At 54.0% G+C, this 16,384-nt stretch carries 19 protein-coding genes; all 19 read left to right on the plus strand.

Going from position 1 to position 16,384, the window contains the following annotated elements; translation table 11 throughout:
• Positions 1–4,290, plus strand: a complete 4,290-nt coding sequence (rpoC, locus tag E0F26_RS04720) for a DNA-directed RNA polymerase subunit beta' (protein WP_279242893.1) — start codon at positions 1–3, stop codon at positions 4,288–4,290.
• Between the two features lie 104 nt (positions 4,291–4,394).
• Positions 4,395–4,766, plus strand: coding sequence for a 30S ribosomal protein S12 (gene rpsL / locus E0F26_RS04725; protein WP_279242894.1), 372 nt, complete (start codon positions 4,395–4,397; stop codon positions 4,764–4,766).
• 104 nt (positions 4,767–4,870) lie between these two features.
• Positions 4,871–5,341 carry a 30S ribosomal protein S7 gene (gene rpsG / locus E0F26_RS04730; protein ID WP_279242895.1) on the plus strand — a complete coding sequence of 157 codons (471 nt, stop codon included), beginning with the start codon at positions 4,871–4,873 and terminating at the stop codon, positions 5,339–5,341.
• 30 nt (positions 5,342–5,371) lie between these two features.
• Complete coding sequence (gene fusA / locus E0F26_RS04735) at positions 5,372–7,477, plus strand: elongation factor G (protein WP_279242896.1); 2,106 nt, start codon at positions 5,372–5,374, stop codon at positions 7,475–7,477.
• A gap of 141 nt (positions 7,478–7,618) precedes the next feature.
• Entirely contained in the window at positions 7,619–8,080 is a 462-nt protein-coding gene (locus tag E0F26_RS04740) for a (2Fe-2S)-binding protein (protein ID WP_279242897.1), read from the plus strand.
• Entirely contained in the window at positions 8,077–10,365 is a 2,289-nt protein-coding gene (locus E0F26_RS04745) for a xanthine dehydrogenase family protein molybdopterin-binding subunit (protein WP_279242898.1), read from the plus strand. The genes E0F26_RS04740 and E0F26_RS04745 overlap by 4 nt, the downstream gene beginning before the upstream one ends.
• Positions 10,366–10,570: 205 nt before the next feature.
• Positions 10,571–10,882: a 30S ribosomal protein S10 gene (rpsJ, locus tag E0F26_RS04750; RefSeq protein ID WP_279242899.1), complete on the plus strand. Its 312-nt coding sequence runs from the start codon at positions 10,571–10,573 to the stop codon at positions 10,880–10,882.
• A 103-nt stretch (positions 10,883–10,985) separates the two neighbouring features.
• Positions 10,986–11,627, plus strand: a complete 642-nt coding sequence (gene rplC, locus E0F26_RS04755) for a 50S ribosomal protein L3 (protein ID WP_279242900.1) — start codon at positions 10,986–10,988, stop codon at positions 11,625–11,627.
• An 11-nt stretch (positions 11,628–11,638) separates the two neighbouring features.
• Complete coding sequence (rplD, locus tag E0F26_RS04760) at positions 11,639–12,256, plus strand: 50S ribosomal protein L4 (protein WP_279242901.1); 618 nt, start codon at positions 11,639–11,641, stop codon at positions 12,254–12,256.
• Positions 12,253–12,549, plus strand: coding sequence for a 50S ribosomal protein L23 (rplW, locus tag E0F26_RS04765; RefSeq protein ID WP_279242902.1), 297 nt, complete (start codon positions 12,253–12,255; stop codon positions 12,547–12,549). The genes rplD and rplW overlap by 4 nt, the downstream gene beginning before the upstream one ends.
• 12 nt (positions 12,550–12,561) lie before the next feature.
• Positions 12,562–13,389: a 50S ribosomal protein L2 gene (rplB, locus tag E0F26_RS04770; protein ID WP_279242903.1), complete on the plus strand. Its 828-nt coding sequence runs from the start codon at positions 12,562–12,564 to the stop codon at positions 13,387–13,389.
• Between the two features lie 13 nt (positions 13,390–13,402).
• Positions 13,403–13,678: a 30S ribosomal protein S19 gene (rpsS, locus tag E0F26_RS04775; protein WP_279242904.1), complete on the plus strand. Its 276-nt coding sequence runs from the start codon at positions 13,403–13,405 to the stop codon at positions 13,676–13,678.
• A gap of 18 nt (positions 13,679–13,696) precedes the next feature.
• Positions 13,697–14,035, plus strand: coding sequence for a 50S ribosomal protein L22 (rplV, locus tag E0F26_RS04780; RefSeq protein WP_279243194.1), 339 nt, complete (start codon positions 13,697–13,699; stop codon positions 14,033–14,035).
• 12 nt (positions 14,036–14,047) lie between these two features.
• Positions 14,048–14,722 (plus strand): 30S ribosomal protein S3, encoded by a 675-nt coding sequence (rpsC, locus tag E0F26_RS04785; protein ID WP_279242905.1) that lies wholly within the window; start codon positions 14,048–14,050, stop codon positions 14,720–14,722.
• An 18-nt stretch (positions 14,723–14,740) separates the two neighbouring features.
• Positions 14,741–15,154, plus strand: a complete 414-nt coding sequence (gene rplP, locus E0F26_RS04790) for a 50S ribosomal protein L16 (protein ID WP_279242906.1) — start codon at positions 14,741–14,743, stop codon at positions 15,152–15,154.
• Positions 15,154–15,345, plus strand: coding sequence for a 50S ribosomal protein L29 (gene rpmC, locus E0F26_RS04795; RefSeq protein WP_279242907.1), 192 nt, complete (start codon positions 15,154–15,156; stop codon positions 15,343–15,345). The genes rplP and rpmC overlap by 1 nt, the downstream gene beginning before the upstream one ends.
• The gene (gene rpsQ / locus E0F26_RS04800; RefSeq protein ID WP_279242908.1) at positions 15,345–15,614 is read left to right on the plus strand and encodes a 30S ribosomal protein S17; all 270 of its coding nucleotides are present in this window, start codon (positions 15,345–15,347) and stop codon (positions 15,612–15,614) included. The genes rpmC and rpsQ overlap by 1 nt, the downstream gene beginning before the upstream one ends.
• A gap of 44 nt (positions 15,615–15,658) precedes the next feature.
• On the plus strand, positions 15,659–16,027 hold the full coding sequence (gene rplN / locus E0F26_RS04805; RefSeq protein ID WP_009470002.1) for a 50S ribosomal protein L14: 369 nt from the start codon (positions 15,659–15,661) through the stop codon (positions 16,025–16,027).
• 26 nt (positions 16,028–16,053) lie between these two features.
• The gene (gene rplX, locus E0F26_RS04810) at positions 16,054–16,368 is read left to right on the plus strand and encodes a 50S ribosomal protein L24 (RefSeq protein WP_279242909.1); all 315 of its coding nucleotides are present in this window, start codon (positions 16,054–16,056) and stop codon (positions 16,366–16,368) included.
• The last annotated feature ends 16 nt before the right edge of the window (positions 16,369–16,384 follow it).

Consider the following 16,384-nt stretch of genomic DNA (forward strand, 5'->3'; position numbering starts at 1 on the left):
GTGAAAGATTTACTAAACCTGTTGAACCGCGAGAAATCTGAAGATTTTGATGCGATCCGTATTGGTCTTGCCTCACCCGAAATGATCCGATCGTGGTCTTACGGCGAGGTTAAGAAGCCCGAGACTATTAACTACCGTACGTTCAAGCCTGAGCGCGATGGTCTTTTCTGCGCCAAGATTTTTGGCCCGGTCAAGGACTACGAGTGCCTCTGTGGAAAGTACAAGCGACTCAAGCACCGCGGTGTTATCTGCGAGAAGTGTGGTGTTGAAGTTGCGTTGGCAAAAGTTCGTCGAGAGCGAATGGGTCACATCGAACTTGCGAGCCCAGTTGCTCACATCTGGTTCTTGAAGTCCCTGCCTTCGCGCATCGGCTTGCTCCTTGATATGACGCTTCGTGATATCGAGCGCATTTTGTACTTTGAATCGTACGTGGTGACCGATCCCGGTCTCTCTAGCCTTGACCACGGTCAGCTTTTGAACGACGAACAGTACTTCGAAGCCATGGAAGAGTTTGGTGACGAGTTCACTGCGAAGATGGGTGCCGAGGCGATCCAAGAGTTGATGATTCAGCTCGACCTGCGCAGTGAGATCGAGCGTTTGCGCGAGGAAATTCCTCAGACCAACTCTGAGACAAAGATCAAGAAACTTTCAAAGCGTTTGAAGTTGATGGAAGCGTTTGACAAGTCAGGGAACCGTCCTGAGTGGATGGTACTCAACGCCTTGCCTGTCCTACCGCCCGATCTGCGACCATTGGTGCCGTTGGATGGCGGTCGCTTTGCAACATCAGATCTCAACGATTTGTACCGACGTGTTATTAACCGTAACAACCGGCTTAAGCGTCTGCTTGACCTTAACGCGCCCGATATCATCGTGCGCAACGAGAAGCGCATGCTGCAAGAGTCTGTCGATGCACTGTTAGATAACGGACGTCGTGGTCGCGCCATTACAGGCTCTAACAAGCGTCCGCTGAAGTCGCTTGCCGACATGATCAAAGGTAAGCAGGGTCGATTCCGTCAGAACCTTCTCGGTAAGCGAGTTGATTACTCTGGACGATCGGTGATCGTAACGGGCCCAACTCTGAGACTTCATCAGTGTGGTTTACCCAAGAAGATGGCGCTTGAGCTCTTTAAGCCTTTCATCTTCGGCAAGTTAGAGCACCGCGGTCTTGCAAGTACCATTAAAGCCGCCAAGAAGATGGTCGAGCGTGAGCCACCCGAGGTTTGGGATATCTTGGCTGAGGTGATTCGTGAGCACCCTGTTCTTTTGAACCGTGCGCCAACGCTTCACCGTCTTGGTATTCAGGCGTTTGAGCCAGTGCTTATCGAAGGTAAGGCGATTCAGCTGCACCCATTGGTTTGTGCTGCCTACAACGCCGACTTCGACGGCGATCAGATGGCGGTTCACGTACCTCTGACGTTGGAAGCTCAGCTCGAAGCGCGCGCTTTGATGATGTCGACAAACAACATTTTGTCGCCTGCATCGGGTGATCCCATCATCGTACCTTCGCAGGACGTTGTACTGGGCTTGTACTACATGACTCGTGAGCGCATCAACGCGCCGGGCGAGGGCATGGTATTTGCCGATACAAAAGAGGTGTCGCGCGCTTACGCAAGTGGTGCTGCGCATCTTCAGGCACGTGTCAAAGTTCGTATTCACGAAGAGGTTATCGAATACGGCGAGGCAGCTCAGGCGCGAACACGCGTTGTCGAAACGACGGTGGGTCGAGCGCTCTTATGGAACATTGTTCCTGAAGGCCTGGGCTACGACATGATCAACCGTCCTATGGTCAAGAAGGCGATCTCACAGGTGATAAACCAGTGCTATCGTGCGGTGGGTCTGAAGCAGACCTGTATCTTCGCTGACCAACTGATGTACACCGGTTACGAGTACTCGACAAAATCGGGCTCATCGATTGGTGTGAACGATTTCGAGATCCCTGACGCGAAGACTGAGCTCATCGAGAAAGCCGACGCTGAGGTGGTTGAGATCGAGCGGCAGTACTCTGCGGGTCTGGTAACGCAAGGCGAAAAGTACAACAAGGTGATCGACATTTGGTCGCGTACTAATGAGCAGGTTGCTAAGGCTATGATGTCTAACCTGTCTTCAGAAATCGTTATCAATCGCGACGGTGAAGAGGAAAAGCAAGACTCGTTCAACTCGGTGTATATGTACGCCGACTCAGGTGCACGAGGCTCGCCCGCCCAGATTCGTCAGCTCGCGGGTATGCGTGGTCTGATGGCAAAGCCAGACGGATCAATTATTGAGACGCCCATTACGGCGAACTTCCGTGAAGGTTTGAACGTACTTCAGTACTTCATTTCGACACACGGCGCGCGTAAAGGCCTTGCCGATACGGCACTGAAGACAGCGAACTCCGGTTATCTGACCCGTCGTCTCGTGGACGTTGCGCAAGACGTGGTTGTGGTCGAAGAAGACTGCGGTACCGAGCGTGGGTTGCTGATGACGCCCGTCATTGACGGCGGCGACATCATCGAATCGCTTGCTGATCGTGTATTGGGTCGAATCATCGCGGCCGATGTTGTTAAGCCTGGATCGGACGAAGTACTGGTCCCCGCAGGAACATTGGTGGATGAGCTCTGGACGTTGAAGATCGAAGAGATGGGTATCGACGAGATCTTGGTGCGCTCACCCATTACCTGTGAAACACGCTACGGCATTTGCTCGACCTGTTACGGTCGTGATCTGGGTCGTGGTCACCAGGTCAACATGGGCGAGGCAATCGGTGTCGTTGCGGCGCAGTCGATTGGTGAGCCAGGTACCCAGCTGACGATGCGTACCTTCCACATTGGTGGTGCGGCGTCAGGCCAAGCTGCTCAGGACAACATTCAAGTGAATTCAGACGGTACCGTTCGTCTTCACAACATGAAGGTAGTCGATCGTGCCGATGGCTCGTTGGTTGCGGTTTCTCGATCAGGCGAACTGTCTGTTATGGATGCCGTTGGTCGTGAGCGAGAGCGCTACAAGGTGCCTTACGGTGCCGTGATTAAGGTCGGTGACGAGTCACCTGTTGCGGCTGGCGATGTCGTCGCAACCTGGGACCCTCACACGCACCCAATCGTTACTGAAGTAGCGGGTGTTGTTAAAATGGGTGGCATGGAAGAAGGTGTGACCATTAAGCGTCAGACCGATGAATTCACAGGCCTCTCAAGCATCTCGGTTATGGATCCCTCTGAGCGTCCAAGTGCGGGTAAAGACATTCGACCTGCAGTAACGCTTGTTGATGAGTCGGGTGAGGAGCTTTACCTGGCGGGTACCAATGTACCGGCACACTACTTCCTGCCAGCGTCTGCGATGGTAAACCTCGAAGACGGTGTCAAAGTAGAAGTGGGCGACGTGATTGCACGTATTCCTCAGGAAGGATCAAAGACGCGTGACATTACCGGTGGTTTGCCGCGTGTTGCTGACCTCTTTGAGGCGCGTAAGCCGAAAGAGCCAGCGATTCTTGCTGAAATCTCGGGAACCGTTAGCTTTGGTAAAGAGACGAAAGGTAAGCGTCGTTTGGTGATTACGCCAACCGATGGCAAGACATTGCCTGACGGCTCTGATCACTACGAAGAGCTTATTCCGAAGTGGCGTCAGCTTTCGGTGTTCGAAGGTGAACAGGTAGAGAAGGGTGAAGTCGTCTCTGAAGGTCCGCTTAGCCCGCACGATATCCTGCGGTTGAAGGGTATTCCCGAGCTTGCGAAGTACATCGTTAACGAAATCCAAGAGGTCTATCGCCTCCAGGGTGTGAAGATTAACGATAAGCACATTGAAGTCATTGTGCGTCAGATGCTCCGTAAGGCGAATGTCGTTTCTGCCGGTGACTCTACCTTTATCAAGGGCGAGCAGATCGAGTGGAATGCGTTCCTTGAAGAGTGCGACCGAATGGATGCTGAAGGGTTGGTTCGACCGTCTGTTGACCGAGAACTTCTGGGCATCACAAAGGCGTCACTGGCGACTGAGAGCTTCATCTCCGCCGCTTCGTTCCAGGAAACAACGCGTGTTCTTACCGAGGCTGCGGTGACTGGAAAGCGTGATTACCTCCGCGGTTTGAAGGAGAACGTCATCGTTGGTCGTCTGATTCCGGCTGGTACGGGTCTTGCGCACCACGAGGAGCGTCGACGTCAGCGTGCCCTGGATAGCGAGTCAGGTATTCAGATGTCGGCTGAGGAGTTCTCAGAGAGCTTCGCTGAGGAACTCGAAAAAGCGGGGGCCGCCGATGATTTGGCACAGGCACTCGCCGCTGAGCTAGAGAATGCAGCAACCACCGAGGGTGATGCTGAGTAATTGGGTGGCGCGAACTTGACGGGGCAGGTCCCCGTCATTAGACTTCGCGCTCTTTTTTATAGCGCCTTTTTTGGGCGCGCTTAACGACTTGGAGTTAAGGCCGAATGGCAACAATCAATCAGCTAGTGCGAAAGCCGCGCAAGCGCAAAGTAACGAAGAGTGGTGTACCTGCACTGCAGGCATGCCCACAGCGTCGAGGCGTTTGCACTCGCGTTTACACAACAACACCAAAGAAGCCCAACTCGGCACTGCGTAAGGTTTGCCGTGTTCGTTTAACAAGTGGCTTTGAGGTGTCGTCATACATCGGTGGTGAAGGCCACAACCTGCAGGAGCACAGCGTTGTTTTGATTCGCGGTGGTCGTGTAAAGGACTTGCCTGGTGTCCGTTACCACACGGTCCGAGGAAGCCTCGATACGTCTGGCGTTGCTAACCGCCGTCAGGCTCGTTCCAAGTACGGAGCGAAGCGACCTAAGTAAGGTCGTCATACAAAGAATCGGCTGCTTTGCAGCCAGAGTGTCACCCCGCGTGACAGTAAGGACAGCCCTAACGTGGCTGTGTAACCTGAAGAAGAGAGAAAGACATGCCAAGAAGACGCGTTGTTGCAAAACGTGAAGTGATTCCCGATCCCAAGTACGGGAACACAACCCTCGCAAAATTCATGAACCACGTGATGATCAGCGGTAAGAAGTCTGTCGCTGAGTCCATCGTTTACGGCGCACTGACACTCGTTGAAGAGCGCAGTAATCGTGACCCAATTGAAGTCTTTGACGAAGCGCTTGAAAATATCGCGCCTATGGTTGAAGTAAAGTCGCGCCGTGTTGGTGGTGCGACCTATCAGGTGCCTGTCGAAGTTCGTCCTGCCCGTCGTGTCGCTTTGTCGATGCGCTGGCTCGTGGATTACGCCCGCAACCGTGGTGAGAAGTCTATGCGTCAACGTCTAGCTGGCGAGATCATGGATGCGTCACAAGGCAAAGGAAATGCGGTGAAAAAGCGTGAAGATGTGCACCGTATGGCAGAGGCCAACAAGGCATTCTCGCACTTCCGATTCTAATTTCGCTGACTACAGCGACGAGGTATCAACGTGGCTCGCAAAACCCCGATTAACCGCTATCGCAATATCGGAATTTGCGCCCACGTCGATGCCGGTAAAACCACCACTACCGAACGCGTTCTTTTTTACACCGGTGTCTCCCATAAAATTGGAGAGGTTCACGACGGTGCTGCGACCATGGATTGGATGGAGCAGGAGCAGGAACGCGGCATCACCATTACATCGGCTGCGACAACATGCTTTTGGCGAGGCATGGATGGGCAGTTTGATGAGTTCCGTATCAACATCATCGATACGCCCGGACACGTAGATTTTACGATCGAAGTTGAACGCTCTTTGCGCGTTTTAGACGGTGCTGTGGTCGTGCTGTGCGGTTCATCAGGCGTGCAACCGCAAACAGAGACGGTGTGGCGTCAGGCTAATAAGTACGCCGTACCTCGCATGGTATTCGTTAATAAGATGGACCGCGCCGGCGCGGACTTCATGAAAGTCGTTGAGCAGCTCAGGGATCGACTCGACTGCAACGCGGTGCCCCTGCAGATGACGATTGGTGCCGAGGAAGATTTTGTCGGTGTTATCGACCTGATCAAAAATAAAGCGATCATCTGGAATGAGAGTGATCGCGGTACAACCTTCGAATACGCGCCGATCCCCGACGATCTGGTCGATCAATGCGATGAGATGCGTGAGTACCTTATCGAGTCGGCGGCTGAGGCAAATGACGAGCTCATGGAGCTATACCTCGAGACCGGCGAGCTGTCTGAAGAGCAGATCAAGGCAGGCATTCGCGCGCGTACCCTCGCTAATGAGATTGTCCCAGTGCTTGGTGGTAGCGCGTTCAAAAATAAGGGTGTGCAAGCGGTGCTTGACGCGGTCGTTGAGTTCTTGCCGTCACCCACTGAAGTGAAGGCGATTGAAGGGACCGAGCTCGACGGAGAGACTCCGGTTACTCGCGAGTCAGGAGATGATGAGCCGTTTTCGGCATTGGCCTTCAAAATCGCAACCGACCCTTATGTCGGCACCTTGACGTTTTTCCGTGTTTACTCGGGTAAGCTCGAATCGGGTAACGCGATTTTTAACTCGGTGAAGGGTAAGAAAGAGCGTGTTGGCCGAATGGTTCAGATGCACGCTAATAGCCGTGAAGAGATAAAAGAGGTTTTGGCGGGTGATATTGCGGCGGCCATCGGGCTAAAGGATGTCACCACAGGGGATACCCTTTGTGCCGTCAATAGCCCAGTCGTTCTCGAACGAATGGAGTTTCCTGAGCCCGTGATTTCGGTTGCCGTTGAACCACGCTCAGTGCCGGATCAGGAAAAGATGGCAGTTGCGCTATCGAAGCTTGCTCAGGAGGATCCTTCGTTTCGCGTCAGGACTGACGAGGAGACCGGGCAGACGATCATCTCAGGTATGGGTGAACTCCACCTCGATATTATCGTGGACCGAATGCGTCGCGAATTCAGTGTTGAGGCCAATATTGGCAAGCCACAAGTGGCCTACCGAGAGCGCATTCTCAATACTGCCGAGATCGAGGGTAAGTTTGTGCGCCAGTCGGGGGGGCGCGGGCAGTACGGTCATGTGTGGGTGCGCTTTGAGCCCGCAGAAGATGAGGGTGCTGAAGGCCTCGAGTTCGTCAATGAAATTGTTGGAGGTGCGGTGCCTCGCGAGTATATCCCCGCAGTCAACAAGGGCATTGAGGAGCAGATGCAAAATGGTGTGCTCGCTGGTTACCCATTACTGGGCTTGAAAGCCACCTTGTACGACGGGTCATTCCACGATGTCGACTCCAACGAAATGGCCTTCAAAATTGCGGCAAGCATGGCGACAAAGAAACTGTCAGAAGAGGGCGGTGCGGTACTGCTTGAGCCCATCATGAAGGTGGAGGTGGTCACGCCTGAGGAGAATATGGGCGACGTGGTCGGAGATTTAAATCGGCGGCGTGGTTTGATCTTGGGCATGCAAGACAGTGCGTCTGGAAAAATAGTCGATGCCGACGTCCCGTTAGCAGAAATGTTTGGGTACGCGACAGATTTGCGCTCAGCGACACAGGGCCGCGCTACCTACACCATGGAGTTTGCCCGATATTCCGAGGCGCCTAGCAATGTCGCCCAGAGCATTATTGGGAAAAACACGTTTTAAATTCCGGTGCAGGGTTGCCCTGCGCATCGAGGCTGTTCTTAAAACCCGCATTTTGCGGGTTTTTTTTGGCAAGAAGCCTGTTCTTTGTTAAAACCGTAGCAATACCAATATTCAGATAAAACTAATAACAGAGGACGCACCATGGTCGATTTCATGTTGAACGGTGAAGTGGTCACCGCAGCGAGCGAGGGTGATACGCCGCTGTTGTGGGTGCTGCGCGAGGAGTTAAAGTTGCGTGGTACAAAATTTGGCTGTGGTATTGCGCAGTGTGGCGCATGTACGGTCCATATCGATGGCAACCCAATGCGCTCGTGTATTACGCCTGTAAGCGCAGTTTCGGGAAAGTCGGTGACAACGATTGAAGGTCTTGCGACACCCGTTGGAGAGGCGCTAAAGACCGCATGGACAGAGGTTCAAGTGCCTCAGTGTGGTTACTGCCAGTCCGGTCAAATCATGCAGGCTGCAGGTCTCTTGGAATCCAATCCAAATCCTTCTGACCAGGAAATTGTCAACGCGATGAATGGCAACCTGTGTCGCTGTATGGCTTACCCTCGCATTAAAAAGGCCATTAAAACGGCGGCCGGCGGAGGGACAATGTCATGAGCAAGGTTCTGAAAGAGCGTTTACAAAAAGCCGAGCAGGGTCTGTCGCGACGATCGTTTATTGCCGGGATTGCTGGATCGTCGCTCATGATGAGTATGGGCTCGCTTGTGTCGGGTTGCAGCTCCGATCAAGCATCGAAAGCGCTTGCGACCGGTGATCTCACAAAATTATTTTCGCCCAATATTTGGTTCGAGATTAATGGCGCCGGCGAGGTGCTGATCAATATTGTACGAGCGGAAATGGGTCAACACGTAGGGACGTCGCTAGCTCAGATTGTTGCGGATGAGCTGGGAGCGGATTGGTCAACAGTGTCCTTCAAGCACGTCGATACCGACCCTAAATGGGGGGTAATGGTGACGGGTGGCTCCTGGTCTGTTCATACATCGTTTACGGCCCTATCACAGGCCGGCGCCGCAGGTCGGACGATATTGATCGATGCGGCGGCGAAGCTAATGGGCGTTGATGCGCAAACCTGTCGTGCAGAGAAGGGGGTTATTTCCTCAGGCACAAAGTCACTGACCTTTGCTGAGGTGGTGAGTAACGGCGATTTTTCGCGGACCATCACCGAAGATGAGCTCGCGTCGATGCCGGTTAAGGCGCCCGCCGATCGTCAGGTCATTGGCCGTGACCTCAGAAACCTTGATGTGGCTGATAAATCACAAGGCTCTGCCGTGTACGGTCTCGACGCAGAGCTTCCAGGTATGGCGTACGCTATGCCGCTTCTGCCACCTACCCGCTACGGGAGTCAGGTAGTGCAGATTGACGAGCGCGCAGCGAAGTCCATTGACGGCTACATCGGCGCCATTGAAATCAAAGACCCAAGTCAGACGGTTCAAGCCTGTGTGGTCGTCGCGGCTGAGACGATGCCGGCTGCATTAAAAGCCGCGAAGGCCGTAAAGGTGGAATGGGTGTCTGGCCCTACTGCCAAGGTGACCGAGTCCGCGATTTTGGAGGAGGGTGCGCGTCTCGCGTCTGACCCTGAAGCCGGTGCGCTTTTTGTTAGTGAGGGAGATATATCGGCCGCAAAGGCTAGGGCAGCGGGTTCATTGACGGCAACGTACACCACGAGCACCGCTCTGCACTTCACCATGGAGCCGCAGAACGCGTTGGTGGAATTTGGGGCTGATGGCAAATGCCATATTCACGCGGGCAATCAATGGCAGTCATTGATTCTGCCTTACCTGGCCCAAGCGCTCGAGATGCCTGAGACAGATATCGTTATTCACCAATACTATTTGGGCGGCGGTTACGGTAGACGGCTGTTTGGTGATCAGATGATTCCAGCGGCGCTGGCAGCACGTGAATTGAACCGACCCGTGAAGCTCATCTTTGATCGGTCATCAGACAGTCGCTTTGACTGCGTGCGGTCACCCTCGGTCTGCGCCTTCGAGGCATCCTTTGATGGCGACGGCTCACTGAGCGGGATTGACCACGCGGTTGTGGCTGGCTGGCCGACTAAGACCATGGCGCCAGGGTTCATCGGTACGGGCATCGACGGTGAAGGGCAGATCGACGGTTTTTCGATTAACGGGGCAGACCACTGGTACAGTTTGCCAGCGCACCGAGTCAGGGCAATCAACAATGAGCTTGCTCAAGAGACGTTCTTACCAGGATGGCTACGGGCAGTGGGTCCTGGGTGGATAAGTTGGGGTGTTGAGAGTTTCCTCGATGAGATTGCGCACAAGCAGGGGCAAGATCCGGTGGCTATGCGGCTTGGCATGCTTGATGGCGAGGGTAAAAACGCCGGTGGCGCCGGGAGTACTGCAGGCGGAGCAAGGCGTCTGGCTAGGGTGCTAAAAGACGTTGCAGCGCGCGCTGGCTGGGGTCGCGATATGCCTGCCAACGAGGGCTTGGGCATTGGTGTGGGGCACGGCCAGGAGCGCGGTATGCCAACATGGGTCGCCTGCGTGGCGCATGTTGCCGTGGACCCAGACTCAGGCGACGTAACTCTAAAGAAACTATGGCAAACGATTGACGTGGGTACCGTTGTCAACCCAGACGGCGCAATGGCGCAGGCAGAAGGGGCGGCGCTTTGGGGCGTGAGTCTCGCGCTCCACGAGGGAGCGAGCTTTGCCGATGGCCAGGTGGCCGAGCAGAATCTCGATCGCTACACACCTTTGCGAATGCGTGACGTACCTGAGCTCGATATTGCGTTTATCGAGAGCGAGGAGTTCCCAAGTGGGTTGGGCGAGCCGCCGTTGATTCCCGTAGCGCCAGCGATTGGCAACGCCATCTTCGCGGCATCAGGGCAACGTGTCCGTGAACTGCCGATTCGTTTGAGTTAGATCATGGGTCCCGTGGCTTTTTGAGTCGCGCGCAACAGGCAATTGTCAACGGGCCCGAGGGCCCGTTTTTGTTTTTTGGAAAAAAACGGGCAAACGGTAATAACTGACACTAAATTGCAGTTGACACTACCCACCCACGTCCTTAGACTTCGCTCTCTTTTTTTCGGGATCCCTTGCGGGTACCGGTTTTTTTAGGAGATTGCTTGTGCAGAATCAACGTATTCGAATCCGCCTTAAGGCGTTCGATCACAAACTCATCGACGCTTCCACTCAGGAAATCGTCGAGACCGCACGCCGAACAGGCGCGCAGGTCCGTGGACCCATCCCACTTCCAACGAAGAAGGAAAAGTTCACCATCCTCGTATCACCTCACGTGAACAAGGATGCTCGTGACCAGTACGAGATTCGTACACACAAGCGACTCATGGACATTATCGAGCCAACGGAAAAGACCGTTGACGCGTTGATGAAGCTAGACCTTGCTGCGGGCGTTGAAGTCCAAATCAGCTTGGCATAGCGACAATTTAGAAGTAAGCCTGCCCAGTTCGCTGGGTGTGTAACGAGTAAGGCAATTACTCGGCCATAGAGGGTTAAGCCCCGTACACGGAGAGGTTAGTACCATGACTGTGGGAATAGTCGGCCGTAAATCAGGTATGACACGTGTGTTTACCGAAGACGGTGTATCAGTACCAGTGACCGTAGTGGAAGTTGTTCCAAACCGCGTCACTCAAATCAAAGAGCAAGATACCGATGGGTATCGAGCAATTCAGGTCACAGCGGGTAACCGCAAGGCCTCAAAAGTTAGCAAGCCAGAAGCGGGCCATTTCGCTGCCGCAGGTGTTGAAGCCGGAACGGGACTCTGGGAGTTTCGCTTGGACGGCTCAGACGAGGCGTTCGAATTGGGCGCTGAGCTAACCGTTGCACGATTTGAGCAAGGCCAGAAGGTGGACGTCGCGGGTCAGTCGAAGGGTAAGGGATTCCAGGGCGGTGTTAAGCGCTGGAACTTCAGTATGCAAGACGCCACGCACGGAAACTCGCTGTCGCATCGTGCTCCGGGTTCGCTCGGTCAATGCCAAACCCCTGGGCGTGTTTTCAAGGGTAAGAAGATGGCAGGTCATATGGGTGCTGAGCGTGTTACCACGCAGGGTCTCGAAGTGGTTCGTGTTGATGTTGAGCGCAATCTGTTGCTCATCAAAGGCGCGGTGCCCGGAGCTCCCGGCGGTGACGTAATCGTTCGCCCAACGACTAAGTCGCGTCGCTAAGGAGGCTTACCGTGGAATTAAATGTAGTTAAGCCTGGAAAGAAGAAGCCAGGCACTGTTGAGGTCTCCGAAGCGACATTCGCAAGGGACTACAACGAGTCGTTGATCCACCAGGTGGTTACGGCGTATCTCGCGGGTGGCCGTCAGGGCACACGTGCTCAGAAAAATCGCTCGGCGGTTGCTGGTGGTGGTAAGAAGCCATGGCGTCAAAAGGGCACGGGTCGTGCTCGAGCGGGAACGATTCGTTCTCCAATCTGGCGTAGTGGTGGTGTGACCTTCGCGGCGTCCCCGCAGGATCACAGCCAGAAAGTGAACAAGAAGATGTATCGCTCTGCGATGCGTTCGATTTTGTCTGAGCTGGCGCGAAGCGAGCGATTGGTTGTGGTTGAGAGCATGAGCCTTGAGCAGCCGAAAACGAAGCTTTTGGTTGAAGCGCTCAAGGGCTACGGCTTGGAGAATGTGTTGATCGTGGCGTCTGAGGTTGATCAAAACCTCTATCTCGCTTCGCGCAACCTACACAAGGTAGACGTGCGTGACGTGGAAGGCGTGGATCCAGTCAGTCTCATTGCTCATGAGAAGGTCGTGGTGACTGTCGACGCAGTGAAAAAGTTTGAGGAGGCTTTGGCATGAATCAGGAGCGAGTATTCCAGATTTTGATGGGGCCTCACGTGTCAGAGAAGGCGGCTATTGTCGCAGACGCGAATAACCAATACGTGTTCCGTGTTGCGCTTGACGCAACCAAGGAAGAGATCAAGCACTCCGTGGAGCAGCTGTTCAAAGTGGCGGTTGACGACGTTAAGACTCTGCGCGTCAAAGGCAAATCGAAGCGCAACCGTTTTGGTTTGACGACGAAGCCGACGTGGAAGAAGGCTTATGTTCGTTTGGCGCAAGGTCAAGAGATTGACTTTGCGACGATCAATTAAGAGGTATAGGTCATGGCAGTCGTAAAAAGTAAACCGACATCAGCAGGCCGCCGTCATCACGTTCGCGTGGTGCACAAAGATCTGCACAAGGGCCGTGGGTATGCGCCGCTCCTCGAGAAAAACTCGAAGACGGGTGGTCGTAACAACCTCGGTCGCATTACAACGCGCCACATCGGCGGCGGACACAAGCATCACTACCGCGTCATCGATTTCAAGCGTACTAAGGATGGCATTCCAGCGAAGGTTGAGCGTGTTGAGTACGATCCTAACCGCACGGCGCACATTGCACTTTTGTTATTTGCCGATGGCGAGCGCCGCTACATTATTGCGCCAAAGGGTGTTGTGGCGGGCGATACATTGCTATCAGGCGCTGCGGCACCGATCAAAGCGGGTAACTGCTTGCCGATTCGTAATATCCCCGTCGGTGCCGTGATTCACGCAATTGAGCTCAAGCCTGGTAAGGGTGCGCAGCTGGCCCGCTCTGCTGGCGCCGCTGTTCAGTTGGTTGCTCGCGAGGGTCAATACGCGACCATTCGTCTGCGTTCAGGTGAGATGCGTAAGGTCCCTGTAGATTGTCGCGCGACACTGGGCGAAGTCTCCAACAATGAGCACAGTCTGCGTAAGTTGGGTAAGGCGGGTGCGTCTCGATGGCGTGGTGTTCGCCCAACGGTTCGCGGTGTGGCCATGAACCCAGTCGATCACCCACATGGTGGTGGTGAAGGTCGGACATCGGGTGGCCGTCATCCTGTGACGCCATGGGGTGTGCCAACCAAGGGTTACAAAACTCGTAAAAACAAGCGTACGGACAATCTTATTGTTCGTCGTCGTAGCAAGAAGTAAGGGGAGATAAGAGATGCCACGTTCATTGAAAAAAGGCCCCTTCATCGATCTTCACCTATTGAAGAAGGTCGAGACGGCGCTAGAGAAAAACGATCGACGTCCCATTAAGACATGGTCTCGTCGGTCCATGATTGCACCGGATATGGTGGGTTTGACAATTGCCGTTCACAACGGTCGTCAGCACGTACCGGTCCTGATCAACGAAGATATGGTTGGCCATAAGCTCGGTGAGTTTGCGGCAACGCGTACTTATCGCGGTCACATCGTCGATAAGAAAGCGAAGCGCTAAGGCGTACGGAGAAAGATGATGGAAGTCTCAGCAAAATTGCGCGGCGCTCGCATCTCGGCTCAGAAGGCCCGTTTGGTCGCTGACCAAGTGCGTGGTATGCCGGTTGGCGAAGCGTTAACGCTGCTCGAATTCAGCACGAAGAAAAGTGCTCACATTGTTCGCAAACTGTTGAACTCTGCGATTGCTAACGCAGAGAACAACAACGGTGCTGACGTTGACGAGTTGCGTGTTGCAACTATTTTCGTCGATGAAGGTATGACCATGAAGCGCATGCGTGCACGTGCTAAAGGTCGTGGCGATCGTATTTTTAAGCGCACCTGCCATATCACGGTAGGCGTCGCTGACAACGATAACTAAGGAGAGGGTCGCATGGGTCAGAAGGTACATCCGACTGGTATCCGCCTAGGTGTGGTCAAAGACCACAACTCGGTTTGGTATGCAGATAGCAAGAACTACGCGTCGCAGTTGGTGACAGATCTTGAGGTGCGCGAGTACATCTTGAAGCGTCTCGATGCGGCATCGGTAAGTCGTGTGGTTATTGAACGTCCAGCTCAGACAGCGCGGGTCACTATCCACACAGCGCGTCCAGGCATCGTAATCGGTAAGAAAGGCGAAGACGTGGAAGCGCTCCGCCAAGAGCTCAGCAAGCGTATGGGTGTTCCGGTTCACATTACGATCGAGGAAATCCGCAAGCCTGACATGGATGCACGTTTGGTTGCTCAGAACGTGGCGCAGCAGCTTGAGCGTCGCGTTATGTTCCGTCGGGCAATGAAGCGCGTCGTGCAGAACGCAATGCGCCAGGGTGCTGAGGGAATCAAAGTACAGGTTGGTGGTCGACTCGGTGGTGCTGAGATCGCACGATCTGAATGGTATCGAGAAGGGCGCGTACCGCTGCATACATTGCGTGCGGACATCGACTACGCAACGTACGAGGCACATACCACTTACGGTGTAATTGGTGTGAAGGTTTGGATTTTCAAAGGTGAAATCATCGGTGATACCGATGAGGGCCAGGAAGCGCCACGTCGCGCGACCGCGAGCTAATTGGGCAAGGACTGAAGTATGTTGCAACCCAAGAGAACAAAGTTCCGCAAGATGCAAAAAGGCCGTAATCGCGGTCTGGCTGAGCGGGGCAGCAAGGTAAGTTTCGGTGAGTACGCATTGAAGGCGACGGGTCGTGGACGGATCACGGCGCGTCAAATCGAGGCGGCTCGTCGAACAATGACTCGTCACATCAAGCGTGGCGGAAAGATTTGGATTCGAATCTTCCCAGACAAGCCTATTACAGGTAAGCCTCTCGAGGTTCGTCAGGGTAAAGGTAAGGGTAACGTTGAGTATTGGGTAGCCCAGATTCAGCCCGGCCGCGTGTTGTATGAAGTGGAAGGTGTTTCTGAGGAGCTTGCACGCGAGGCGTTTGCGCTCGCCGCGGCGAAGCTGCCCTTGCAGACGACATTTGTTAAGCGATCGGTGATGTGATGAAAGCGAGTGAACTAGTAGAGAAGTCAGTTGACGATCTGAACAAGCAGTTGCTCGATCTCCGTGAGGAGCACTTCAAGCTCCGTATGGCGAAGGCGACAGGTCAGCTCGGTCAGACACACTTATTGAAGCAGACGCAGCGTGATATCGCGCGCGTTAAAACAGTATTGCAACAGAAGGCAGGTCAGTGATGGCAGCAGCGGAAGACACAGCTCGTACGCTCCAAGGTCGTGTTGTTAGCGACAAGATGGATAAGACGATCACTGTATTGATTGAACGTCGTGTAAAGCACCCCGTTTACGGTAAGTACATTACGCGCTCTTCAAAGGTACACGCTCACGATGAAGACAATCGTGCTGGTATGGGAGACACCGTGCTGGTTGCTGAGTCTCGACCACTGTCTAAGACAAAGTCTTGGATGCTGGTTGACGTCGTTGAGGTAGCGACAGACATCGCTTGAGTTAAAGACCAATGCGGCAATGCGCCGCGGTATGAGGTAGGGAAATGATTCAGACCGAATCGTATTTGGAAGTGGCAGACAACAGCGGTGCGCGTCGCGTTATGTGCATCAAGGTGTTGGGTGGTTCTAAGCGTCGTTATGCACGTGTTGGAGACATCATCAAGGTCACGGTTAAAGAGGCTATCCCTCGCGGCAAGGTCAAGAAAGGCCAGGTTATGCGCGCGGTTGTGGTTCGCACTCGTAAAGGTGTGCGTCGACCAGATGGCTCGTTGATCAAGTTCGATGAGAACGCGGCGGTGTTGTTAAACAACTCAGACGCGCCAATCGGCACGCGTATCTTCGGTCCTGTGACGCGCGAGCTTCGCGGTGAGAAATTCATGAAGATCATCTCGCTGGCGCCAGAAGTAATCTGAGCGGCCCGAGTTAGGAGAAGAAGGTAATGGCAAAGATTAAACGCGACGACGAAGTAATCGTGATTGCGGGCCGTGATAAGGGCAAGCGCGGTACTGTGCGTCAGGTCCTCGATACGGGCAAGCTGGTGGTCTCTGGTATCAACATGATCAAGAAGCACACCAAGCCAAACCCTCAGGCGGGTGTTTCGGGCGGTATCGTTGAGCGAGAAGCGCCCATTCAAATCTCTAATGTAGCTATTTATAACTCGGAAGCCGGTCGGGCTGATCGCGTTGGTTACAAAGTGGAAGACGGTAAAAAAGTTCGAATCTACAAGTCGGACGGCAGCGCGATTGACGCGTAAATCAAGGCTTTTGAGG

The organism is Candidatus Paraluminiphilus aquimaris, assembly GCF_026230195.1.
Lineage (GTDB): Bacteria > Pseudomonadota > Gammaproteobacteria > Pseudomonadales > Halieaceae > Luminiphilus > Luminiphilus aquimaris.